18 protein-coding genes and 1 pseudogene are annotated in these 24,202 nt (G+C 70.6%); 9 read left to right on the forward strand and 10 right to left on the reverse strand.

The annotated features are described in order from the left end of the window. Positions 1 to 42: 42 nt before the first annotated feature. Entirely contained in the window at positions 43 to 2,625 is a 2,583-nt protein-coding gene (cphA, locus tag T336_RS0119520) for a cyanophycin synthetase (protein ID WP_026433806.1), read from the forward strand. Beyond that, positions 2,622 to 3,128, forward strand: a complete 507-nt coding sequence (locus T336_RS0119525; RefSeq protein ID WP_019702766.1) for a CreA family protein — start codon at positions 2,622 to 2,624, stop codon at positions 3,126 to 3,128. Before cphA ends, T336_RS0119525 begins: the two co-directional genes overlap by 4 nt. A gap of 214 nt (positions 3,129 to 3,342) precedes the next feature. Here T336_RS0119525 and T336_RS0119530 read toward each other — a convergent pair whose 3' ends face one another. Beyond that, positions 3,343 to 4,026, reverse strand: a complete 684-nt coding sequence (locus tag T336_RS0119530; protein WP_051647348.1) for a DsbA family oxidoreductase — start codon at positions 4,024 to 4,026, stop codon at positions 3,343 to 3,345. Between the two features lie 97 nt (positions 4,027 to 4,123). Between T336_RS0119530 and alkB the strand changes: the two genes are divergently transcribed. Then, complete coding sequence (alkB, locus tag T336_RS0119535) at positions 4,124 to 4,810, forward strand: DNA oxidative demethylase AlkB (RefSeq protein WP_026433808.1); 687 nt, start codon at positions 4,124 to 4,126, stop codon at positions 4,808 to 4,810. On the opposite strand, the gene T336_RS0119540 is transcribed toward alkB, so the two are convergent. Both T336_RS0119540 and T336_RS0119545 read right to left on the reverse strand, forming a co-directional pair. Next, positions 4,803 to 5,486: a hypothetical protein gene (locus tag T336_RS0119540; protein WP_026433809.1), complete on the reverse strand. Its 684-nt coding sequence runs from the start codon at positions 5,484 to 5,486 to the stop codon at positions 4,803 to 4,805. The genes alkB and T336_RS0119540 overlap by 8 nt on opposite strands. A gap of 466 nt (positions 5,487 to 5,952) precedes the next feature. Further along, positions 5,953 to 6,918, reverse strand: a complete 966-nt coding sequence (locus T336_RS0119545) for a transglutaminase-like domain-containing protein (RefSeq protein WP_026433810.1) — start codon at positions 6,916 to 6,918, stop codon at positions 5,953 to 5,955. Positions 6,919 to 7,189: 271 nt separating this feature from the next. On the opposite strand from T336_RS0119545, the gene T336_RS0119550 reads away from it, so the two are divergent. Continuing rightward, a complete protein-coding gene (locus T336_RS0119550) occupies positions 7,190 to 9,343 on the forward strand; it encodes a catalase (RefSeq protein WP_026433811.1) in 2,154 nt (717 codons plus the stop codon). An 89-nt stretch (positions 9,344 to 9,432) separates the two neighbouring features. Beyond that, entirely contained in the window at positions 9,433 to 9,801 is a 369-nt protein-coding gene (locus T336_RS0119555) for a response regulator (protein ID WP_026433812.1), read from the forward strand. Between the two features lie 60 nt (positions 9,802 to 9,861). On the opposite strand, the gene T336_RS0119560 is transcribed toward T336_RS0119555, so the two are convergent. The 5 genes from T336_RS0119560 to T336_RS0119580 form a co-directional block, all read right to left on the reverse strand. Further along, complete coding sequence (locus T336_RS0119560; protein ID WP_026433813.1) at positions 9,862 to 11,034, reverse strand: hybrid sensor histidine kinase/response regulator; 1,173 nt, start codon at positions 11,032 to 11,034, stop codon at positions 9,862 to 9,864. Next, positions 11,031 to 11,642 carry a chemotaxis protein CheB gene (locus T336_RS0119565; RefSeq protein WP_019702774.1) on the reverse strand — a complete coding sequence of 204 codons (612 nt, stop codon included), beginning with the start codon at positions 11,640 to 11,642 and terminating at the stop codon, positions 11,031 to 11,033. The genes T336_RS0119560 and T336_RS0119565 overlap by 4 nt, the downstream gene beginning before the upstream one ends. Beyond that, positions 11,639 to 12,508 carry a CheR family methyltransferase gene (locus T336_RS0119570; protein ID WP_375576917.1) on the reverse strand — a complete coding sequence of 290 codons (870 nt, stop codon included), beginning with the start codon at positions 12,506 to 12,508 and terminating at the stop codon, positions 11,639 to 11,641. Before T336_RS0119570 ends, T336_RS0119565 begins: the two co-directional genes overlap by 4 nt. Then, complete coding sequence (locus T336_RS0119575; protein WP_026433815.1) at positions 12,493 to 15,978, reverse strand: response regulator; 3,486 nt, start codon at positions 15,976 to 15,978, stop codon at positions 12,493 to 12,495. The genes T336_RS0119570 and T336_RS0119575 overlap by 16 nt, the downstream gene beginning before the upstream one ends. Positions 15,979 to 16,080: 102 nt before the next feature. Then, positions 16,081 to 16,965 (reverse strand): ParB N-terminal domain-containing protein, encoded by an 885-nt coding sequence (locus T336_RS0119580; protein WP_026433816.1) that lies wholly within the window; start codon positions 16,963 to 16,965, stop codon positions 16,081 to 16,083. 113 nt (positions 16,966 to 17,078) lie between these two features. Between T336_RS0119580 and T336_RS0119585 the strand changes: the two genes are divergently transcribed. Beyond that, complete coding sequence (locus T336_RS0119585; protein ID WP_026433817.1) at positions 17,079 to 18,773, forward strand: sensor domain-containing diguanylate cyclase; 1,695 nt, start codon at positions 17,079 to 17,081, stop codon at positions 18,771 to 18,773. A 19-nt stretch (positions 18,774 to 18,792) separates the two neighbouring features. Here T336_RS0119585 and T336_RS26285 read toward each other — a convergent pair whose 3' ends face one another. Beyond that, the gene (locus T336_RS26285; protein ID WP_084151472.1) at positions 18,793 to 19,056 is read right to left on the reverse strand and encodes a type II toxin-antitoxin system RelE/ParE family toxin; all 264 of its coding nucleotides are present in this window, start codon (positions 19,054 to 19,056) and stop codon (positions 18,793 to 18,795) included. Positions 19,057 to 19,083: 27 nt separating this feature from the next. Continuing rightward, positions 19,084 to 19,311: pseudogene (locus T336_RS25430) on the reverse strand (hypothetical protein); the annotation flags it as partial. A gap of 66 nt (positions 19,312 to 19,377) precedes the next feature. On the opposite strand from T336_RS25430, the gene T336_RS0119600 reads away from it, so the two are divergent. From T336_RS0119600 to T336_RS0119610, 3 genes are all read left to right on the forward strand, one after another. Next, positions 19,378 to 19,803, forward strand: a complete 426-nt coding sequence (locus T336_RS0119600) for a hypothetical protein (RefSeq protein ID WP_026433818.1) — start codon at positions 19,378 to 19,380, stop codon at positions 19,801 to 19,803. A 161-nt stretch (positions 19,804 to 19,964) separates the two neighbouring features. Next, positions 19,965 to 22,136 (forward strand): TonB-dependent siderophore receptor, encoded by a 2,172-nt coding sequence (locus T336_RS0119605; protein WP_026433819.1) that lies wholly within the window; start codon positions 19,965 to 19,967, stop codon positions 22,134 to 22,136. A 138-nt stretch (positions 22,137 to 22,274) separates the two neighbouring features. Further along, positions 22,275 to 24,182: a RecQ family ATP-dependent DNA helicase gene (locus tag T336_RS0119610; protein ID WP_026433820.1), complete on the forward strand. Its 1,908-nt coding sequence runs from the start codon at positions 22,275 to 22,277 to the stop codon at positions 24,180 to 24,182. Positions 24,183 to 24,202: the final 20 nt, after the last annotated feature.

The raw sequence follows: 24,202 nt of genomic DNA on the forward strand, positions 1-24,202 counted from the left end.
GCCCCTCTTCCCGAACGCGAAGCACAAGAGAGCATTTTTCCCATGGACGTATCCCGCATCCGGGCCCTTCGCGGCCCCAACCTCTGGAGCCGCCACACCTCCATCGAGGCCATCGTGACCTGCACCGGCAACGAGCGTGCGATGGGCCAGATCGCCGGGTTCGAAGCCCGCCTGCGGGCGCTGTTCCCGGCCGTGGGCGTGCTGCACCCCGAAGGTGGCGACAGCGACATCTCGCTGGCCCACGTGCTGCAGTCGGCGGCGCTGGCGCTGCAGGCCCAGGCCGGCTGCCCGGTGAGCTTCAGCCGCACCTCCGCGACGACCGACCCGGGCGTGTACCAGGTGGTCGTGGAATACACGGAGGAGGCCGTGGGCCGCCAGGCCTTCGAGGACGCCCAGGCACTGATCGCGGCCGCCCTGAACCACGGCCCCTTCGACGCCGACGCAGCCATCGCCCGCCTGCGCGAGATGGACGAGGACGAGCGCCTGGGCCCGAGCACGGCCTCCATCGTCGATGCCGCCCTGGCGCGCGGCATCCCGTACCGCCGCCTGACGCGCGGCAGCCTGGTGCAGTTCGGCTGGGGCTCGAAGCAGCGCCGCATCCAGGCCGCCGAGGTCGATTCGACCAGCGCCGTGGCCGAATCCATCGCGCAGGACAAGGATCTCACCAAGCGCCTGCTGCACGCAGCCGGCGTGCCCGTTCCCCTGGGCAAGCCGGTCGAAACCGTGGAGGAAGCCTGGGAGGTCGCGCTCAAGGTGGGCCTGCCCGTGGTCGTGAAGCCGCAGGACGGCAACCAGGGCAAGGGCGTGACGGTGAACATCACCGAGCGCGGCCAGCTCGAGGAAGCCTTCCGCACCGCGGCCGAATACGGCACGGTGATGGTCGAGCGCTTCCTGCCGGGCCATGACTTCCGCCTGCTCGTGGTGGGCGACCAGCTCGTGGCGGCCGCACGGCGCGAGCCGCCCCAGGTGCTGGGCGACGGCGAGCGCACGGTGCGGGAACTCGTGTACCTCGTGAACCTCGATCCGCGGCGCGGCGAAGGCCATGCGACCTCGCTCACCAAGATCCGCCTGGACGACATCGCCGTGGCGCGCCTCGCCGCCCAGGGCCTCACGCCCGACTCCGTACCGGCCAAGGGCCAGCGCGTGATCCTGCGCAACAACGCCAACCTCTCCACCGGCGGCACCGCCACCGACGTAACCGACGACGTGCATCCCGACGTGGCCGCGCGCGCCGTGGCCGCGGCCCAGATGGTGGGCCTGCACATCTGCGGCGTGGACATGGTGGCCGAGACCGTGCTGCGCCCGCTGGAGGAGCAAGGCGGCGGTTTCGTCGAGGTGAACGCGGCCCCCGGCCTGCGCATGCACCTCTCGCCGAGCTACGGCAAGCCGCGCAACGTCGGCCAGGCCATGGTGGACAAGCTTTTCGCGAACGGCCAGGACGGGCGCATCCCGACCGTCGCCGTGACCGGCACCAACGGCAAGACGACCACCGCGCGCCTCATCGCGCACCTGTTCTCCGCCCAGGGCCTGCGGGTGGGCATGACCAACACCGACGGCGTGTACGTGAACGGCCGGCAGATCGACAGCGGCGACTGCTCCGGCCCGCGCAGCGCGCGCAACGTGCTGCTGCACCCTGAAGTGGACGCCGCCGTGTTCGAGACCGCGCGCGGCGGCATCCTGCGCGAGGGCCTGGGCTTCGACCGCTGCTCCGTGGCCGTGGTGACGAATATCGGCGCGGGCGACCACCTCGGCATGAACTACATCAACACGGTGGAAGAGCTGGCGGTGCTCAAGCGCGTGATCGTGCAGAACGTGTCGCCCGACGGCTACGCGGTGCTGAACGCCGCCGATCCGATCGTCGCGGCCATGGCGGCATCCACGCCCGGCAAGGTGATCTACTTCGCGAGCGACCGCCACCACCCCGTGATGGCCACGCACCGCGCACAGGGCCACCGCTCGGTGTACGTGGACGGCGATTCCATCATCGCGGCCGAGGGGTCCTGGCGCGAGACGGTGCACCTGCGCGACGTGCCGATCACCCAGGGCGGCCGGATCGGCTTCCAGGTCGAGAACGTCATGGCCGCCGTGGCGGCCGCCTGGGGCGCCGGCCTGCCGTGGCAGACCATTCGCCGCGGGCTCTCGGGTTTCGTGAACGACAGCGACAACGCCCCCGGCCGCTTCAACGTGATGGACTTCCGCGGCGCGACCGTGATCGCCGACTATGGCCACAACCCCGACGCGATGCGCGCGCTGGTGTCGGCCGTGGACGCCCTGCCCGGCAACCGCCGCAGCGTGGTCATCAGCGGCGCGGGCGACCGGCGCGACGAGGACATCCGCGAGCAGACCATGATCCTGGGCGCCGCCTTCGACGACGTCATCCTCTACCAGGACGCCGCCCAGCGCGGCCGGGCCGATGGCGAGGTGATGGCGCTGCTGCGGGAGGGCCTGGCCCAGGCCTCGCGCACGAAGCACATCGACGAGATCCGCGGTGAATTCGTGGCCATCGACGCCGCGCTCGACCGGCTGCAGCCGGGCGACCTGTGCCTGGTGCTGGTGGACCAGGTGGAAGAAGCGCTCGCCCACCTTGCCCGGCGCTGCGCCGAGGGCGCCGGAGCCGCGGCATGAGCGCCGCCGCCGCCTTCCTGCGCCGGCTCGCCCGGCCGGCGCTGGCCTGCGCTCTCGCCGGCACGGCGCTGGCCGCGGCCGCGGACGGCCAGAAGATCGGCTCCGTCGATACGGCCTTCCAGTGGATCGGCCGCGACCACGACATCCTCGTGGAAGCCTACGACGACCCCGCCGTGCAGGGCGTGACCTGCTACGTCTCGCGTGCGCGCAAGGGCGGCATCAAGGGCACGCTGGGCCTGGCGGAAGACAGGGCGGAGGCCTCCATCGCCTGCCGGCAGGTCGGCCCCATCGCCTTCCCGCAGCCGCTCAAGGCCCAGGAAGAGGTCTTCAGCGAGCGCATGTCCATCCTCTTCAAGCGGCTGCGCATCGTGCGCATGGTGGACGCGCAGCGCAACACGCTGGTGTATCTCACGTACTCCGACAAGCTCATCGAAGGCTCGCCGCAGAACGCGGTCACGGCCGTGCCGGTGGACCGGGCCACGCCGATACCGCTGCGCAAGTAAGACGAAGGCGCAGCGCCGCCGTTCCGCAGCCCGGCCCCGGCACCCGCCGGGGCTTTTTCATGGCCGCGCGGGCAAAAAAATACCCGCCGAAGCGGGTAAACAGCAGCCTGAGTAAGGAGGGAGGGAGAAGAGACAGCGGCTGCCGAACCTTTAATGTGCACTGCTTGACTTAGGCCAAGCTTAAGAATGGCACAGGCAGCTTCCGCAGGCCGTTTCACCCCTGCGCGGCGATTTGCCGCAGGGCCTGCTCGAACACCTCCGGCGGCTGGCCGCCCTGGATCAGGTGCCGCTCGTTCACGATGACGGCCGGCACGGAGTGGATGCCGTGCTGCTGGTAGAAGGCTTCGCGCTCGCGCACCGCGTCGGCGTACTCGCCGGATTCCAGCACCTGCTGTGCGCGCGCGGCGTCCAGGCCCGCGCCGGCAGCCAGTTGCACGAGCAGTGCCCGGTCGCCGGGGTCGCGGCCCTCCGTGAAGTAGGCATGGAACAGGGCCCGCTTGAGCGCCTCCTGCGCCTGCGGGCCGGCCGTCTCGTGGGCCCAGTGCAGCAGCTGGTGCGCATCGAAGGTGTTGTAGATGCGGCTGCGGCGGTCCATCCGGAACTCGAAGCCCAGCGCCGCGCCCCGCTCCGCGATGGCGCGCTGCGTCTGAGCGGTCTGCTCGGGGGAGGCCCCGTACTTCTCGGCCAGGTGTTCGCCGATATCCTGCCCGCCGGGCGGCATCTGCGGATTGAGCTCGAACGGCTGGAAATGCAGCTCTGCCTGGACGGAGCCCTGGAGCGCGTCCAGCGCCCGGCCGAGCGACTGCAGGCCGATGGCGCACCAGGGGCAGGAGATGTCGGAGACGAAATCGATGCGCAGCGGAGTGGCGGAGGAAGATGGCGGGGGCACGGTGGACATGGAGGGATCTCCTTGGGGGAACGTGGGATGCACAGGAGCATGGCAGGACGCGAGAGCCCTTGCAGGACTGCGGCAAAGGCGCCATGTGGCCTATGCCATGCCTGGATCATCCTCCACGACACCCGACCTCTTCGACGGCGATCCCGCCGGAGCACCTGCCATCACTCTGGGGCCGGGCGCGGCGCTGCTGCGCGGATTCGCGCTGCCGGTGGCGCCGGTACTGCGCGAAGGGGTGCTGGCCCTGGCCCGCATCGCGCCCTGGCGGCACATGGAAACCCCGGGCGGTCGGGCGATGTCGGTCGCCACCACGTCCTGCGGCCGCCTGGGCTGGGTGAGCGACCGCCGCGGCTACCGCTACGCCCCGCTCGACCCTGAATCCGGCACGGCCTGGCCCGCCATGCCGGACGCCTTCCGGCGGCTGGCCCGCGAGGCTGCCGCTCACGCCGGCTTCCCGGATTTCGAGCCCGACAGCTGCCTGGTCAACCGCTACGCCCCCGGCGCGCGGCTGTCGCTGCACCAGGACCGGGACGAGCAGGACCTGCAGGCGCCCATCGTGTCGGTATCGCTCGGGCTCCCTGCGGTGTTCCTGTGGGGTGGCTTCGCGCGCACCGGCCCCGTGGAGCGCGTGCCGCTGCAACATGGCGACGTGGTGGTGTGGGGCGGGCCGGACCGGCTGCGCTTCCACGGCGTGCAGCCGGTGAAGGACGACCTGCACCCGGAATGGGGCGCGGAGCGGGTGAACCTCACCTTCCGCAAGGCAGGCTGGGCCCCAGGCCCTAGCTGAAGCTCCGGCTGCGGCCGAACCAGCGGCTGGCCGCCCGGCGGGCCTCATCCGCCATCCATTGGGCCACGCCCGCCGCATATTCACCGTCCATCACGCCCTGGGCGGCCTGCGTCAACGCACCTGCCACGCTGTTCGACAGCGCGGCGCGGCTGTCGCTCAGGGATCGCCGCAGGGTGCCTGCGACCGGCCCCGCCGGCGCGGGTGCCAGGCCCGGCGCAGGCCCCGCGGCCAGGGCATCGCGCTGGCGGGCCATCCTCTGCCAGTAGGCCAGCAGCATGCCGAGGCCGGCGAGCAGTTGCAGGCCTGCCAACTGGCGATCCGGCAGATGCCGGAGCGTGCCGTACACCGCTTCACCGATCAGGTCCTCGGCCAGTTGCGCACCGTCGAGCTGTACCAGTGCCTGCGCGATGCGCCAGGCCGTCTCCTGGTCGCCGCGCTCCGCCAGTTGCCGCGGCAGTGCGGCCGCACCGGCGGAGAACCACTGCGCGGCCGTGGCCAGCTGCGCGGCCATGGCACCGACCAGCTCCGGTTGCCGCAGGGTGTCCATGACGACGGCGGTCCACGCGGGATGAGCTCGCATCTCCTCGGTCAGCCGCGCCGCCTGGCGGACCATGCCACGCCACAGAGGCTGCAGGGCGGGGTACAGGCCCGCGGAGCCGTGCAGGCCCTCCGCCACCGCAGCCGGCTCCGGAGAAGGGGCCGCACGGGGCGCGGCACGGGAGGAGGACGTACCCGCAGGGCGTGGCGGGCGGCCGGCGTTCCCGGGCAGTCCCGCGTGCGCGGGGAGGGAACGGGCGCGCGGCAGCAGCGGGCCCGCATGGGCGAGCCGCCGCCGCGGTCCGGCCTCCCGAGCCTGCGCAGTGGCAGGCTCGGGGTGGGAAGGCGCGGCCTGGCGGCGGGACGATCGCGGCGATGTGGCAGGTGGCGTGCGGGGCATCGGAGCAGGTGCCGGCCAGTGGACAGGCAACGCAATGCGGTGGTCGAAGGCGGGCCGGAGCGCAGCTCCCGGCCCTGCGGACGGGATGCGGACATCCCATGGGGTGCATTGAAGCGGCCCGGCCGGCCACGGGGCGCCCGTCACGCGAACCGGCAATTGTGTGCGCGAACCCTGCCGCCCCGGCGGCACCGCCCGGGGCAACGTCTCAGGCGCCTGCCGCCTCCAGCGCGGAAGTGCGCCCCGTGCCCACGTGCCCCCTGCGGCCCTGGCGTGCCGGAGCGCGCGGTGCGCCGTGGCCATCCGGGAAGTCGGTGGACAGCGCCAGCGAGGAATGGTGAGGCAGCTCGAAGCCGCGGGCCGGGTCCTGCACCGCCCAGGCGCGGATCTTGGGGGCGGACGACTGCACGCTGCCGAAGATCGTGGCAAAGGCCACGTCGGCGGCATCGCGGCCGGTCGCCAGCCGCACCATGCCCATGGGGATGGCCGTGCCGGAAGGGTCGAACACGTACCAGCGATCGCCGAGGAAGACCTCCACGTAGGCATGGAAGTCGGGCGGGCCCAGCGCGGGGTCGGCGCCATAGTCGGTACCGGTCGCGATGCGCGCGGGAATGTTCAGGGCACGGCACAGCGCGATCATCAGGTGCGCGAAATCGCGGCACACGCCCACCCGCTCCACGAAGGTGTCGATGGCCGACGTGGTGGAGTTGGAGGTGTTGGAGCGGAAGGCGACGTGGCCCCGGACCCAGTCGCAGATGGCCTGCACGCGGCTGTAGCCCTGCCACAGGTGGCCGAACTCGCGCATGGCCAGCGTGACGAGGCGATCGGACTGGCAGTAGCGGCTGGGCAGGATGTAGCCCACGGCCTCGGGCGGCAGGTCGCGCACGGGCACTTCGGGAATGTGCGCCGGATCGGCGGCATGGTGGTGCATGTCCACCGTGGCTGCGTAGGCGATGGCGAGCGGCCCCGGGGCGGCGTGCAGGCGCATGCAGCGCGTGCCGGTGGCGGGATCGGTGTGCAGCCGCGCCACCGCGTCCGGCTGGCTGATCTCCAGGCTTTCATCCAGGACCTTCTGTCCCCCGGTCTGCGCGGCGTGGATGTTGAAGACGAAGTCCGCGCCAGGGCCATCGCCGACGCTGTACTCCAATTCCACCTGGAGCTTGATTCGGATCATGTGTTTTCTCGGGGAAAAAGGGACATCGGAACGCACGACGACACAGCGCGTCCGCATGGCATGCGACGCGGCCACCATCGTTTCGGCGCCTGCTCCCAGTATCCGGAGCCGGCGGCCGGGAGCGTGTCAGAGGAAGGCGCGTCGCTGCGCCAGCGCCCCCCAGGCCAAAGCGCGCTTGTCCTACAGCCCCATTCCCCATGGCGGAAAAAGATGCCGTCTTCCGCCCCCACGCTCCGCACCCTGCGGACCAGAGTCCCACAAGGAACGTCCCATGCCCAAGAACACCCCCTCCCCGAGCGGCTCCGCCGGAAAGAAATCGCCTCCGAAGGTGCAGGCTGCCTCTGCCTCTGCCTCTGCCGCGGCCACCGGCGATACCGCGCGCGGCCAGGGTGGGGAACTGCAGCAGCAGGCCGCCGGCAGCCATCCGGTGCTCACCACGCAGCAGGGCATTCCCGTCGCGGACAACCAGAATTCGCTGCGCCCCACGCCACGGGGCCCCACGCTGCTCGAGGATTTCATCCTGCGCGAGAAGATCACGCATTTCGACCACGAGCGCATTCCCGAGCGCATCGTGCATGCGCGCGGCAGCGCGGCGCACGGCGTGTTCGAGCTCACGGAAAGCCTGGAAAAGTACACCACCGCCCGCATCCTCACCGAGGTCGGCAGGCAGACGCCCGTGTTCTGCCGCTTCTCCACGGTGGCCGGCGGCGCGGGCTCGGTGGACACGCCGCGCGACGTGCGCGGCTTCGCCGTGAAGTTCTACACCGACGAAGGCAACTGGGACCTGGTCGGCAACAACATCCCCGTGTTCTTCATCCAGGACGCGATGAAGTTCCCCGACCTCGTCCACGCCGTGAAGATGGAGCCCGACCGCGCGTTCCCGCAGGCCGCGAGCGCGCACGACACGTTCTGGGACTTCATCTCGCTCATGCCCGAGAGCCTGCACATGATCATGTGGGCGATGAGCGACCGCACCATCCCGCGCAGCCTGCGCACGATCGAAGGCTTCGGCGTGCATTCCTTCCGACTGCTGAATGCGCAGGGCGAGAGCACGTTCGTGAAGTTCCACTGGCGCCCGCGCCTGGGTATCCAATCGACCGTGTGGGACGAGGCCGTGAAGCTGCAGAGCGCCGACAACGACTTCCACCGGCGCGACCTGTTCGAGGCCATCCAGGCGGGTGACTTCCCCGAATGGGACCTGGCCGTGCAGCTCTTCACCGAGGAAGAGGCCGCGCGCTTCCCGTTCGACCACCTCGACCCGACCAAGCTCGTGCCCGAGGAACTGGTGCCCCTGAAGACCATCGGCCGCATGACCCTGAACCGCTGGCCCGACAACTTCTTTGCCGAAACCGAGCAGGTGGCCTTCTGCCCCGCCAACGTGCCGCCGGGCATCGATTTCTCCAACGATCCGCTGCTGCAGGGCCGGCTCTTCTCTTACCTGGACACGCAGCTCTCGCGCCTGGGCAGCCCGAACTTCGTGCAGATCCCGATCAACGCGCCCAAGTGCCCGTTCCACAATATGCAGCGCGACGGCCACATGCAGATGCAGGTGCCCAAGGGCCGCGTGGCCTATGAGCCGAGCAGCCTGCAGCAGGACACGCCACGCGCCTCCGTGGCCCAGGGATTCCGGCATTTCGCCGAGCGCCTGGCCGGCGATGACGGCGCCAAGGGCCGCCTGCGGCCCGAAAGCTTCGCCGACCACTACAGCCAGGCTCGCCTGTTCTACCGCAGCCAGAGCGCCATCGAGCAGGCGCACATGGCCTCCGCGCTGGTGTTCGAGCTGTCGAAGGTGGAGACAGAGCGCGTGCGCGTCGCCGTCGTCGCCCAGCTGCTGAACGTGGACGAGGGCCTGGCCCAGCGCGTCGCGGACGGCCTCGGCCTGCCAGACATGCCGGCGCCCTTCCCGGCCGCGGCGCCCGCGCAGGACCTGCCGCTGTCGCCCGCGCTGCGCATCATCGACCGCATGAAGCCTACGCTGCAGGGCCGCTGCATCGGCATCCTGGTGGCCGACGGATCGGCGCCGGAGCCGATCGCCGCGCTGCGCAAAGCCGCAGAAAAGGCCGGCGCGCAAGTGAAGATCGTGGCCCCCAAGGTCGGCGGCGCCGTGCTGTCCGACGGCTCGCGGCTGCCGGCCGACGGCCAGCTCGCGGGTACGCCGTCGGTGGTGTTCGATGCGGTGGCCTCCGTGCTGGCGCCTAAGGCCGGCGCACAGCTGGCCCGCGAGGCCGCGGCGGTGGACTGGTTCCGCGACGCGTATGGCCACCTCAAGGCGATCGCCGCCTGCAAGGGCTCCCAGCCCATCCTGGCGGCCGCCGGCATCGAGCCGGACGCCGGCGTGCTGGCTCCGGACGATGTCCCGGCCTTCATCAAGGCGGCCACGACACGCCAGTGGGAGCGCGAGTCCAAGGTGCGGATGCTGGCATGATCCAGTCCCCCGCGCAGGCTCACGCCACCGATTCCCTCCGACCTTCCACCCTCGAACCCTTGCAAGGGACAGACCACTCCATGACCCCCCTGCGTATCCTGTACGTGGAAGACAACGCCGAACTCCGCGAAACCATCGGCATGCTGCTGGAAGGTGACGACCGCGAAGTCACGTCCTGCGCCACCGCGGAAGAAGCCCTGAAGCTGGACGGGCCGCAGCCCTTCGACATCGTGGTGACCGACGTGAGCCTGCCGGGCATGTCCGGCACGGACCTGTGCCGCAAGCTGCTGCAGGTCGATCCCCAGCGCTGGATCGTGCTGTGCTCGGGCTACCAGTTCGGCCACGGGCTGGACACGCTCGGCCCGAACGTGCGGGCGCTGCTCAAGCCCTTCGAGCTGGAAGACCTGGAAGCGCTGATGGAATCGATCCGCAGCGCGCTGAGGCCCGGCGCGGCCTGAGCCCGGGGCCGCCAGGCAGGGGCCGGTGGCGCTCCTGCCCTGCCCCGTCCATCCCGTCCGTCAATCCCTTCCGGACAGCGCGCAGGGCGGCGCCTCGCGCGGCAGCTCGACGCGGAAGATGGTGCGCCCATCGCGCGAGCACACGCTGATCGTTCCGCCGTGCCCCTGCACGATCTGGTGGACGATGTAGAGGCCCAGCCCCAGTCCCTGGTGGCGGCCAGGCTCGCGCTCGCGCCCGCGGAAGGGGTCGAAGAGCTGCGGGATCAGCGCCTGGGGGATCTCCCCAGCGTTGCGGACCGTCATCACGACACTGTGCTGCGCGCTGCCGTCCAGCGTGGCCTGGACAGGCTGCTGCGGGTCGCCGTGGTGGATGGCATTGCCCAGCAGGTTCGACACGACCTGGCACAGGCGCTCGGCGTCCCACTGGCCGCCGAGGTCGCCCTGCTGCTGCACCTCGATCATGCGCTCCGGATGGCTGGTGCGCCATTCGGCCGCCGTGCGCTGCACGAGTTCGCCCAGGTCGGCCGGCGCCGCCCGCACCGGCAGCCCGCCGAACTGGCGCGCCCGCGTCACGTCCAGCAGGTCCTCGATCATGCGGCCCATGCGCTGTGCACTGGTCTGCACCTTGTCGGCCATGGCCAGTACCTTGTCGGGCTCCTGCGTCTTGCGCAGCACGGCGGAGCTGGCGAGGATGGCGCTCAGCGGGCCGCGCAGGTCGTGGCTGAGCACGGCCATGAACATCTCGCTGAGCTTGAGCGCGTGGGTGCGGTCCTGCAGTTCGCAGGCCAGCGCCACCTTCTGCCGGTGCAGCTCGAAGAACACGTTGGCCTTGTTGACCAGCATGTGCGGATCGATGGGCTTGTAGAGGAAATCGACGGCGCCGTTCTCGTAGCCCTTGAACTGCCAGTTCTGGTCCCGCGAGCCCGCGGTCATGAAGATGAGCGGGATGTGGCGCGTGCGCTCGCTGCCCCGGATCAGCTCGGCCAGCTCGAAGCCGTTCATCTCGGGCATCTGCACATCGAGCATCGCCAGCGCCACGTCGGTGTGGGCCAGCAGCAGCTCCAGCGCCTCGGGGCCCGAGGCCGCCTTCAGGATCTGCACGTCGTCGCGGCGCAGCAGGGCCTCGAGCGCGATCAGGTTTTCCGGCACGTCGTCCACCAGCAGGCACTTCACCGGGACGGCGTGGCGCTGCGGCACTGGAGCGGCAGGGGGAATGCGCGGCGGCGCGATCATGCGCGTCCTCCCGGCGGCAGTGCGGCCAGCCAGTCGGCGATGCGCTGCGGCGAAAGGACATGGGCCGGCGTACACAGCTGCAGCGCCGCTTCGGGCATGGAACTCATGGGAGCGCTTTCGGGATCTTGCACGATGGTCGTGCCGCCCGCGGCCTGCACGGCCGCGATGCCCTGGGCCCCGTCGTGGTTGGCACCGGAGAGCAGGATGGCCAGCAGCCGCCCGGCGTAGGCGTCCGCGGCGGACTCGAAAAGAACGTCGATGGACGGGCGCGAGAAGTGCACGGGGTCATCGACCGACAGGGCCAGCGACGGCCCGGCGTCGATGAGCAGGTGGTAGTCGGGCGGCGCGAAATAGACGGTGCCCGCCTCCACCGGCTCCTTGTCCTGCGCCTCGCGCAGCGGCAGCGCGCAGCGCGGCTGGAAGATCTCGCACAGCAGGCTGCGCCGGTCGCGCGGCAGGTGCAGCACCACGAACACCGCGGCGCGCTGCGCAGGCCCGAGCGCGGGCAGCAGCACGGACAGCGCCTCGATGCTGCCGGCGGAGCCGCCGATGACGATCGCCTGGAACGGCCGGGCAGGTACCTGCGGGGCGGCGGTGGGACGGATCATGCGCCCCCCCGCTTCTGGTAGATGCGCTCGGGCGGGACCAGTTCATCGAATGCCTGCGCATGCGACGAGAAGCGCAGCGATTCCTTCGAGCCGAGGCCGAGGAAACCCTTGCGGCAGAGCGCATCGCTGAAGAGGCCCAGCGCCCGGTCCTGCAGTTCGCGGTCGAAGTAGATGAGCACGTTGCGGCAGGAGACGAGGTGCACCTCGGCGAACACGCTGTCGGTCGCCAGGCTGTGGTCGGAGAACACGATGTGCCGGCGCAGGCTCTTGTCGAACACCACGCGGCCATAGGCGGCCGTGTAGTGCTCCGACAGCGATCCCTTGCCACCGGAGCGGGCATGGTTCTCGGTGAACGACGGCACGCGGTCGATCGCGTACACCCCGGCCTCGGCCTTCTGCAGGGCATTGGCGTTGATGTCGGTGGCGTAGATCAGCGTGCGCTCCAGCAGGCCTTCCTCGCGCAGCAGGATGGCGAGCGAATACACCTCTTCCCCGGTGCTGCAGCCGGCCACCCAGATCTTGAGCGAGGGGTAGGTGCGCAGCACCGGCACCACCGTCTCGCGCAGCGCGCGGAAATAGGTGGGATCGCGGAACATCTCGCTCACCTGCACGGTGAGGTACTCGAGCATGGCCGGGAACACTTCCGGGTCGTGCAGCACCAGGTCCTGCAGCTGCGAGAGCGTGCGGCAGGAAAAACGCGTGAGCGCCGCCTGCAGGCGGCGCTTGAGCGACGCCTGCGCGTAGCCGCGGAAATCGTAGTGATAGCGGCGGTAGATGGCCTCCACGAGCAGGTGCTGCTCGATGTCGAAGGTCTTGCGGCGCAGCGCCGCCCGGGCTTCGTCTTCGGGGTTCACTTGGGCATCCACACGCGCACCAGGGACAGCAGTTTCTCGACATCCAGCGGCTTGGCGATGTAGTCGTTGGCGCCGGCCGCGAGGCATTTCTCCTGGTCGTCCTTCATGGCCTTGGCCGTGAGGGCGATGATGGGAAGGCGCCGCCATTCCTGGCGCTTGCGGATCTCGCGCATGGCGGTGAATCCGTCCATCTCGGGCATCATGATGTCCATCAGCACCAGGTCCACCTGGGGCGCATCGCCGGACTGGGAGCGCTCCAGCGCCTCCAGCGCCTCCCGGCCGTTGCGTGCGATCTGCACCTTCGCGCCGGTCGGCTCGAGCACGCTGGAGAGCGCGAAGATGTTGCGCACGTCGTCCTCCACCACCAGGATGCTGCGGCCCTCGAAGGTCGCCTCGCGGTCGCGCGCCAGCCGCAGCATCTGCTGGCGCTCCGCCGGCAGGCTGGACTCCACCTGGTGCAGGAACAGGGTGACCTCGTCGAGCAGGCGTTCGGGAGAGCGGGCGTCCTTGATGATGATCGACTTGGAAAAGCGCCGCAACCGCTGCTCCTCGTCGCGCGAGAGCGATCTGCCCGTATAGACGATCACTGGCGGGAAGGCGACTTCCTCCTGACCGGCCATCTGCTCGAGCAGTTCGTAGCCGCTCAGGTCCGGCAGGTTCAGGTCCATGACCATGCAGTCGAAGGTGCTCTCGCGCAGCAGCTGGAGCGCGCGCTGCGCGGTTTCCGCGCCGACGATCTCCACGTCGCCGTTGGCCAGCAGGTGGCGCATGCTCTCGCGCTGGCGATCGTCGTCCTCCACCACCAGCACGCGGCGCAGCGCCTGGGTGAACTTGGCCTCCATGCGCTGCAGTGCCTGCACGAGTTCGTCGCGCTTGACGGGCTTGAGCGCGTAGCCCATGGCGCCCAGGCCCAGGGCCTCCTGCGAATAGTCGGCCACCGACACGACGTGGACCGGGATGTGCCGGGTCGCGGGGTTGCGCTTGAGCTGGTCGAGCACGCCCAACCCCGAGAAATCGGGCAGGTTCATGTCCAGCACCACGGCGCTGGGCATGTAGTCGGTGGCGGCGGCCAGGCCCTCGCCGCCGCTGTGCGTGACGATGCACTGGAAGCCCATCTCGTGGGCCAGGTCGTAGAGGATGCGGGCGAAGCGCGTGTCGTCCTCCACCACCAGGATGGTGCGCTTGCCGGCCTGGAGCGTGTCGCGGTCGTCGGCCACCGCCGATGCCGGGCGCCGCGGCGGGGCCGCCATGGGGGCCAGGGCCGGCTGCTCGGCCACCTCCGCCGGCGTGGCGGAGACGGGCGTGGCGCTGGCCGTAGCCACCGCGCGCTGCGGCGCGGGGGCCGGTGCCTGCTCGACCGCCTGGGCCTGGGCGCCTTCGGGGGGCTGCAACGGCAGCACCAGCGTGAACACGCTGCCCTGGCCGGAGGTGCTCTGCACCGAGACGCTGCCTCCCAGCAGTTGCGCAAGATCACGCGAGATCGACAGGCCCAGGCCCGTTCCGCCGTACTTGCGGTGGGTGCTGCCGTCGGCCTGGCGGAACGCCTCGAAAATCAGTTTCTGCTGGTGGTCGGGGATGCCGATGCCCGTGTCGCGCACCGAGAACGCCACCCGCCCGTCGGGCTGGGCCGCCACGCGCAGCGCGACCTCGCCGCGCTCGGTGAACTTGATCGCGTTGGACAGCAGGTTCTTCAGGATCTGGCCCAGCCGCTGGGCGTCGGTGCGCAGCACGTCCGGCACGCCCGGCTCGACCACGGCGCTGAATGCCAGGTTCTTCTCCCTGGCCAGCGGCCGCAGCGGCTCCACGATGGACTGCACCGCGCGCGCCACGTTCACGGGCTCGATGTCCACCGTGGCCTGGCCGGCCTCGATCTTCGCGAGATCGAGGATGTCGTTGATGAGCGTGAGCAGGTCGTTGCCGGCGCCGTGGATGGTCTCGGCATAGCGCACCTGCTCATCCGTGAGGTTGCCCCCCTTGTTGTCGGCCAGCAGCTTGGCCAGGATCAGGCTGGAGTTGAGCGGCGTGCGCAACTCGTGGCTCATGTTGGCCAGGAACTCGCTCTTGTACTGGCTCGCCTGCTCCAGGTCGCGGGCCTTGTCGGACAGCGCATCCTGCGCGCGCAGCAGCTGCTGCTTCTGGTATTCCAGCTGCTGGGTCTGCTCCTCCAGCTGGGCGTTGCTCTGCTCGAGCTCGGTCTGCTGCGCCTCCATCTGCGCCTGCGACTCCTGCAGGACGCGGCTCTGCTGCTCCAGTTCCTCGTTGCTCACGCGCAGCTCTTCCTGCTGGGCCTGCAGCTCTTCCGCCTGCCGCTGCGTCTCGTCCAGCAGGGCCTCGAGCTGGGTACGGTCGATGGCCGAGCGCACGGCGATGGCAAGCTGCTCGGAGGCGCGCGAGAGCATGACCATGTCGATGGGCTGCACGGGGCGGAAGAAGCCCAGTTCGATGACAGCCTGCACCACGCCGTTGTGCACGGCCGGCAGCACCACGAGTTCCGCGGGCGTGCTGTGGCCCACGCCGGACTGCACCTCCAGGTGCGAAGCGGGAACATGCCGCGCATGCACCGGCTGCAGCGTCTGGGCCACCTGCCCCACCAGCCCCTCGCCCACGCCGATGCGCTCGGGGCCGGTGCCGGAGAGCGCGTACGCGCCGAAGCGGCGGAAGGTGCCGTGCCCGTCGGAGACATAGGCCGCACCCACGCGCGCGCCCAGGCGGCGCGCCAGGTAGGCCAGCACGCGCGGGCCGAGCTCGTCCAGCCGCAGGTCGCCCCGGATTTCGTCGGACAGGCCCATCAGGCCGCTGCGCACCCAGGCTTCGCGGGCCTTGGTGCGGTGGTCTGCGGCCGTCATGGCGGCCACGCCCAGGATGAACACCAGCAGCAGCAGCGAGCTGCCCCAGGTGAAGTACGCCGCGAAGCGCGCCGAGTCTTCCCACATCGCGCGGCGCTCCTCCAGCTCTTCGCGCTCGGCGGCGATCATCTCGCGCACCAGCGAGCGGATGGCGTCCATGGTGGCACGGCCGCGGTCCGTGCGCACCACGGCCAGCGCCGCGTCCGCCTGGCCGGAAAGGCGCAGCTGGATGGTCTCGTGCAGCTCGGACATCTTCTGGCGCGCGAGCGGGGCGAGCTGCTCGAAGCGGCGCAGCTGCCGCGGCGAATCGCCCACCAGCCCGCGCAACCGTTCCAGTTCGGGCCCCAGCGAGGCCTCGGCGGTCTCGTAAGGGCCGAGATAGCGTGGCTCGCCGGCCAGCAGGTAGCCGCGCTGGCCGGTTTCGGCATCCTTGAGGATCGACAGCACGTACTGGATCTGCACGATCGACTCGACGGCTGCATTGATGCGCCTCACCGCCTCGCCGCGGTCCTGCTGCGACTGGTAGGTGAACACGGCGATGACGGTGGTGGCCAGCGCCGCCAGCACGAAGCCCAGCAGCATCCGCAGCGGCATGCTGTGGCGGATCTTGTCGTTCGGAATGGGTTGGGAAGGCATGGAGGGGTGCGGGGCGGGAAGCACCGGATCATAGGGTGCAGGCACCGCCGCGCACGTAGGCCATATCCTGCAAAAGAAGGAGCAACCGTCCCGCGCGGCGCCTTACGCTCCCACCAGTGCCTGCAGTCGAGCCACTTCCCCGCGCAGGGCCTCGTTTTCGGCGGAAAGCTCCGCCACGCGGCGGCGCAGCGCCTCGATGTCGTCCTGGGGCACGGATGGCTCGCTCCCCCCGGCCGGGCCCTCCGGCACGGATCCGTCCTGCGGAATTTCCGCACGCGGCTTGCGCCGAGCGTCGCGTGCACGCTTCGCGGCCTGGCGCAGCTCATCCTTGCCGGCCACCGCTGCCGCCCTCTGCTCTTCCTCCGGCAAGGTCGCCACGGCGGCCGCGGTGTTGATGGAGATGGCGCCCGAGCGCACGGCAGCCACCAGTTCGGGTGCCGCCTGCTTCTGGATCTTCTCGATCATCACCACCTGGCTGCTGCTCAGCCGTGCCGCCCGGGCGATGGCTTCGCGGCTCTTCAGCGGCTCGGCCTCCGGCACCGCCGCCGCGGCGTCCTGCGGTCCGGCGGATGCGGCATCGGCCGGCCCTTCCCACGGCGCTGAACCGTCCGCGGCCTCTGCCGCCTCGGGGCCCTGGGCCGCGGCGGGGGCGGCGGCTCCCATGCGCTGCGCCAGGATCTCCCGCTTGCGCAGTGCCAGCACGCCGCGCTGGAAGTCCGAGACGCTGCGGCGCCCCAGGTGCTGGTCGATCATCCAGAGGTGCACGTCCTCCATGGAGCGGAAATGCGGGTGCTGGACAGTGTTGAACGGCAGTCCGTGCTTCTGGCAGATGCCATAGCGGTTGTGGCCATCCACGAGCACGTCGCCCCAGAGCACGAGCGCATCGCGGCAGCCTTCCGCGAGCAGGCTGCGCTCCAGGGCGGCATGCTCCTCGGGCGTGAGCGGATCGATGTAGGCCTTGAGTTCTTCGTTGACGATGATGGGCATGTGGGGATTCGAGCGGGCCGCAAAAGGGGCGGCATTGTAGTGAATGCGCGTCTTCCGGAAATTCCGCAGGGCCGCCGCCGCCTGCCCTGCCAGACGGACGGACAATGCGCGCCATGCATTCGATCGCCCGGCCAGTCCGCCCCCCCAGCCTGCGGGGCCAACTCACCCTCTGGTTCGGTGCGCTCACGCTCGCGAGCGTGCTGGGTGTGGGTTTCTACCTGGGACGCATCGCCACGCGGGATCTCGCGCGCTTCGCGGGGGACCTGCTGCACACCACGGCCCGCTCGGCCACCGACCTGCTCGCCACCAACCTGCGCGAGCGCGCGCTCGAGATCGACCTGCTGCGCAAGCTGCCGCTGTTCACCCAGGGCGACCTGGGCGGCGACGCCATGCACCGGGCGCTCGACCAGCGCAAGGACGCTCACAGCGAGTACGCCTGGATCGGCATCAGCTCCCCGGAAGGCCAGGTGCTCCAGGCCACGGGCGGCATCCTCGTCGGAGAGAAGGTGGACCAGCGCCCCTGGTTCCGCGAAGCCAGCACCCATCTTTTCGTGGGCGACGTGCACGACGCCGTGCTGCTGGCCAAGCGACTGCCGGAACGTCGCCTGGACCAGCCGCTGCGCTTCATCGACTTCGCCGCGCCCATCGTGGACGCCAATGGCACGCTGCGCGGCGTGATCGGCGCCCATGCCCACTGGTACTGGGTGACCGAGACCGTGGAGGCGGTGGCCGTGGACCGCGCGGCGGGGCACGGCATCGAGGTGCTCATCGCCGACCGCTCGGGCAATGTGCTCTACCCCTTCCGGCTCGCTGGCCAGACCCGCCTGCCGGACCAGGCTGGCCCGTCCGCGCGCTACGAGCGCCTCATGTGGGCCGACGGGACGGAGTACCTGAGCAGCACGGTGGCGCTGCCGTCCGTGGCGGGCGCGGACCTCGGCTGGCGCATCGTCGTGCGGCAGCCCGCGGACGAGGCGCTGGCGCCGGCACGCGCGCTGGGCCGGCAGCTCGCCCTGCTGGGCCTGGCCGCCGCCCTGCTCTGCGGCTTGGTGGCCTACCGGCTCGCGGCGCGGTTCAGCCGGCCGCTGGAACTGCTGGCGCACGCGGCGCGGGCCATCGAGCGCCGCGAGGGCGAGCCCCGCTATCCGGACGGCACCGACACCCTCGAGGTCGCCCAGCTGAACCGCTCCTTCCAGTCCATGACGGCCTCGCTGCTGGAGCGCGAGCAGGAGCTGTCGCGCCTCAATACCTCCCTGGAGAACCAGGTCCGCGAACGCACGCTGGCCCTGCACCAGGCCAACCAGGAGCTCGAGAACCTGGCGGTGCGCGATCCGCTCACCGGGCTCTACAACCGCCGCCGATTCGACGAAGCGCTGCAGGCGTATGCGGCGCGGTGCCGCGAACTCGGCCAACGTTTCGCGCTGATGATCGTGGATGCGGACCATTTCAAGCGCGTCAACGACACGCACGGCCACCAGACGGGCGATGCGGTGCTGCAGCACCTGGCGGGCCTCATCGCCGGCTGCGTGCGCTCCACGGACTTCGTCGCCCGGTTCGGCGGCGAGGAATTCGTCGTGCTGATGCCCGAACCCCGCGATCGCGAGGAAGGCCGGCTTGTGGCAGAGAAGATCCGCCTGGCCGTGGGCCATGCGCCCTTTCCCGGCGTGGGCCACCTGACGGTCAGCATCGGCCTGGCCTTCTGCCATGGAGGGGGCGAACCGCTCGCGTCCATCCTCGAGCGGGCCGACAAGGCCCTCTACCAGGCCAAGGCGGAAGGCCGCGACCGGGTCTGCGTGGCGCCCGCCGCCTGACGCGGCCTCGGGGGACTGCTCAAATTCTTTTCGGGGCTGGCGGCCATTGTCGCGCGACATGGACAACGTTCAGCACGCGCACTACGTCGCGGTCCACGTCATATACCAGCACGTAGTTGTGATGAGCGACCAGCTCGCGCGTGCCAGTCACGCGCCCGGGCCGGCCGAGATGTGGATGATCCACCAGCAGCGCGGCTTTCTCTGAAAACAGCCCATCGAGAGCCAGCGCGGCGGCCGGGTTGTCGGTCTCGATGTAGTCGTAAATATCTTCGCGGTCCTGTATGGCCTCTGGCGTCCAGAAACAGCTCCATCAGTTCGACCCGTCAAGCCGGCGACGTGTTGCAGCGCGGCGCGCCGCGAACCGGGCTTCGACTTCGGCGGCCGGCACCAGATTGCCGGCGTCGGCCGAGGCCTTCGACCGCTGCACCTTGCCGCGCAACCATGCGTCGTACTCCGCCGCTTCCTGTTGTTGCTTCACGTAGTCCCGCATGAAGTCGCGCAGTAACTGCGCGCCGGTCCGATCATGGGCTTTCGCGGCAGGCCGACAAGTACAAAGGCCGCACGGTCGGGCTCGCGGCTATCATCCCGCGCTTCGGAAACTCCCATGCGACTGCACCGCTTCACGCCCTTCCTGCTGCTGGCCCTGTGGCTGAATGCCTGCCTGGGCTGGTCGTGGCATGAAGCGGCGCACATGCGGCAAGCCCTGCAGCCCACAGTGCTTGCCACGGTGGCGGCGGTGGCCGCAGCGGGGGAGGAAGAAAGCCCGTCCGCCGCCGCTGCGCCCGAAGCGCCATTCGAAGACACGGCACCGCAGCACGGGGCATGCGCTGCCTGCCTGGCCTTCGCCCACCTGCAAGCCACTGCACCGCAGCCGACGCAGCAGCCCTGGCTGGAAGGGCCTGCCGCCACCCCCAGCCCACCAGCCCATGCCGAAACGGCACGCGGGCACCGCACCATCCAGCCCTTCCTGGCGCGCGGCCCACCGGCAGGGGCCGCCATCGCGCCCGTGCCCTCCGCAGGGCCGGCCTGAGCGCGCCGCGGCCTGCACCGGTCGCGCCTTCCTTTTCCTCTGAGCCTCCCGACCCGGGACCGCGTCTCCACGGACACGCGGATGCCCGATGCCGCGCGCTGCCGCATGGCACCCCGGCATGCCGGCATGGGCTGCGGTCCCCTTTTGCACCCTTCGATTCCATGACTTCCCTTTTCCGTCATCCCTCTTTCAAGGCCCTGCCCCTGGCCATGGCCGCTGCGGCCCTCGTGGCCGGCGGCGCACGCGCGCAATCCGGCACCAACCCTGCCCCTTCCGGCGACGCCCAGCTGTCCACCGTCGATGTCGTCGGCCGCACCGATTCCGGCACCTACCAGGCCCAGGAGGCGGCAGGCGCCAAGACCGACCTGCCGCTGCGCGAGCTGCCGCAGTCCGTGCGCGTCATCACCCGGCAGGCCATCGACGACCTCGGGGCCACGCGCCTGGACGACGTGCTCGACTACGTGGGCGGTGTCTCGCGCCAGAACAACTTCGGGGGCCTGTGGGACAACGTCGCCATCCGCGGCCTGCCCGGCAACGAGAACACCGGCTCGGCCACCCTGCTCAACGGCTTCTCCGGCAACCGGGGCTTCAATGCGCCGCGCGACATGGCGGGCGTGGAGCGCATCGAGTTCCTCAAAGGGCCAGCCGCAGCGCTCTACGGCAGCAGCGAACCCGGCGGCACCCTCAACATCGTCACCAAGCGCCCGCAATGGAAGCCTGCCAACGCGGTGGAAGCCTATGCGGGCAGCCATGCGTACCGCCGCGGAGCGCTCGACAGCACCGGGCCGCTGGGGGAGAACCTGGCCTACCGGCTCAACGTGGCGGTGGAAGACCGTGACAGCTTCCGCGACTTCGTCAGCGCGCAGCGCCAGGTGGTGGCCCCGGCCTTCACCTGGAAGCTCGGCGGCAGCACCGTGCTGGACTACAGCGGCGAATACCTGAGGCACCGCGCGCCGCTGGACCGGGGCGTGGTGGCGGTCGGCAACCGGCTCGGCGACGTACCGCGCAGCCGATTCCTCGGCGAGCCGGGTGACGGCGACGTGACAGTGCAGAACACCACCCACCAGCTGTCGCTGCTGCACGAATGGAACGCGCAGTGGCGCAGCCGCTTCGCGCTCTCCTACCGTTCCACGGGGCTGGACGGCTTCTCCACCGAGGCCTCGGCATTGCTGGCCGACGGCACCCTGCGACGCCAGCGCAGATACCGCGATTTCTCGTCCGACGACACGGCCCTGCAGGGCGAGCTGATCGGTAACCTGCAGTGGGGCGGTACGCCGCACGAACTGCTGCTGGGCGTGGAGACCTATCGCTACACGCTGGATGCGCGCATGCTGCGCGTCAACCCCACGGCCGCCGCGCCCTACGCGATCGATATCTTCCGGCCGGTGTACGGCCAGCCCCGGCCGACGCCCGGTCCGAACACCGATTTCACCGAGCGCCAGCGCAACACGGCGCTCTACGTGCAGGACGCGATCCAGCTGGCGCCGCAGTGGCGCGTGCTGGCCGGCGCGCGCTTCGACCGCTACCGGCAGACCTACGACAACCACCGCACCGGCACCACGGACGGGCAGGACCCGACGGCCGTCTCACCGCGCGTGGGCGTGAGCTGGCTGCCGGATGCGCAGTGGACGGTGTACGCCAACGCGGGCACCTCTTTCCGGCCGAACAGCGGCTTCACGTCCGCCGTGGGCCGCGGCGGCCTGGCGCTGGCGCCGGAGAAGGGCCGCGCGCTGGAAGTCGGCGTGAAATGGGAGAGCGCGGACCAGCGCCTGGGCGCCACGGCGGCCCTCTTCGACATCACCAAGCGCAACATGCTGACCACCGATCCGGTGGACAGCAGCTTCCAGGTGACGGCAGGCAAGGTGCGCAGCCGCGGCCTGGAGTTCGACCTGGCCGGGCAGCTCGACACGCACTGGCGCCTGAACGCGAGCCTGGTGCTGAACGACGTGGACGTGGTGCGCGACAACCTGCTCGAGGTCGGTGGCCGCCTCATCAACGTGCCGCGCGTGAACGGCAGCCTGCTGGCGGTGTACGAAGATGCGCTCGCCAGCGGCCAGCGCTACGGCGTGGGCGGCGGCGTCACGCACGTGGGCAGGCGGCTGGGCGCGGCCCGCACCCAGGCCGAAGCCCAGGCCGGTACGCCCGCCTTCGAACTGCCTGCCTACACCACGGCGAAAATCGTCGCCTACTGGCGCCTCACGCCCACGGTGCGACTCACGCTGGATGTGGACAACGTGTTCGACAAGACCTACTACACCACGTCCGTGAGCCGGCTGTGGGTGACGCCCGGCAGCGGCCGCACCGTGGCGGTGGGCCTGCAGGCCCGGTTCTGACAGCGCACGCTCCCGGATGACACGGCGGGTAAGCGGCGTCCCACGCGCCGCGGCGGGCCCGGGCCCGAGCATAGGTGCACGTGCCGGCACGCCATCGTGGCGCCCGGTGCACGGCCCTGCAACGACCGGATCGCCGCCATGTCCTCCTCCACCGCCCAGGCCGCCCCCCAGCGGCCTCCCAGCCAGACCCGCATCCAGGCGGCCCTGAAGCAATCCTTCGGCCTGCGCGCCCTGCGTCCGGGCCAGCGCGATGTGATCGACCGCGTGCTGCGCGGCGAGAACACGCTGGCCATCATGCCCACGGGCGCCGGCAAGTCGCTGTGCTACCAGTTGCCCGCGCTGCTGCTCGCGGGCCGCACGGTGGTGGTGTCGCCGCTGATCGCGCTCATGCGCGACCAGTGCGATGCGCTGCGCGAGCGCGGCGTGCCGGCCGTGCAACTGCACAGCGCGCTGGACGCCGAGGAAACGCGCGCGGCAGAGGCGGCCGTGGCCGACGGCAGCGCGCGCATCGTGCTCACCACGCCCGAGCGCCTGGCGGACGCCCGCTTCCAGGCGCTGCTCGAAGCCGGCGGGCCCGTGGATCTGCTGGCCGTGGACGAGGCGCACTGCATCTCGCAATGGGGCCATGATTTCCGCCCGGCCTTCCTCGACATCGCCCAGGCCCTGCCGCGCCTGGGCCGCCCGACGGTGCTCGCGCTCACCGCGACCGCCGCAGGCCCCGTGGCACAGGACATCCGCCGGCAACTGGGCATTCCCGCCTCGGGCGTGGTCGATACCGGCACCTACCGCCCCAACCTGCACTACCGCGTCGAGCAGCTCGCCGACGAGAAGGAAAAGCGCGACCGCCTGCTGCGCACCGTGAAGGACACCGAAGGCTCCGGCATCGTCTATGCCGCCACGGTGAAGGCTGCGGAGGAAGTGCATGCGCTGCTGGCCGGCGCGGGCGAATCCGCGGGCATCTACCATGGCCGCATGCCGGCCGCCGAGCGCGGCGAGGCGCAGGACCGCTTCATGGCGGGCGACCTGCGCGTGATGGTGGCCACCAATGCCTTCGGCCTGGGCATCGACAAGCAGGACGTACGCTTCGTGGTGCACTACCAGATGCCCGGTGGGCTGGACGCGTATTACCAGGAATCCGGCCGGGCCGGGCGCGACGGACAGCCGGCCGAATGCACGCTGCTTTTCCTGCGCAAGGACAAGGCCGTGCAGCAGTTCTTCCTGGCCGGGCGCTACCCCACGCCCGACGACCTCGATGCGCTCTACGCCGCGCTGCAGTCGCCCCCGCCGGGCGCGCACGACGGCTGGACGCTGGACCTGCTGCAGCAATCCCTCGACCGGGCTCGCCCCAAGCTGCAGGTGGCGCTGGGCCTGCTGCGCCGCCGCCGCATCGTCACGCAGAAGACCGACGGCCGCCTCTCGCTGCGCCGCGCGGGCATGGACAGCGAGGCGCTGATCGCACTGCTGGAAGACTACGCACAAAAGCGCACGCAGGACCAGGACGGCCTCGAGCGCATGGTGTTCTACGCGCAGACGGGCGGCTGCCGGTGGGAATTGCTGCTGGATTATTTCGGCCATGCCCGACCGGCGCAGCGCTGCGGCACCTGCGACAACTGCCGGCGGATCGCCGCGCTCGATGCGCAGCAGGCCATCGCGCATGCTGCGGCATCGTCCGCTGCACCCACCGCCGTGACGTCCGCCCGGCCCCCTGCCGCGGGGACTGCTGCACGGAAGAAATCCTCGGAAAAGCCATCGGCAACGCCTGCCATCGTCGTGCCGTCGGCAGGAGCTGCCGTGGCCGCCGGGCCCGATGCGGCACCTGCCCGCCCTGTGTTCGAACTCGGCATGCCGGTGCGCGTGAAACGCTACGGGGAAGGCACGGTGAGCGCGATCGCATCGGAATCGATCACCGTGGCCTTCTCGGACGGCAGCGAACGCTGCTTCCACCCGGAGTACGTGCGCAAGGCACGCCGGCGCCGGCCTGCGGCCAACGATGCTGCGGTGGCGGTAGCGGTGGGCGAGCCTGCATTGGCACTGCGCAGCGCCTGAGCGGCAGGAGCAGCCGGAAG

Source organism: Paracidovorax oryzae ATCC 19882, assembly GCF_000687165.1.
Classification (GTDB): Bacteria; Pseudomonadota; Gammaproteobacteria; order Burkholderiales; family Burkholderiaceae_C; genus Paracidovorax; species Paracidovorax oryzae.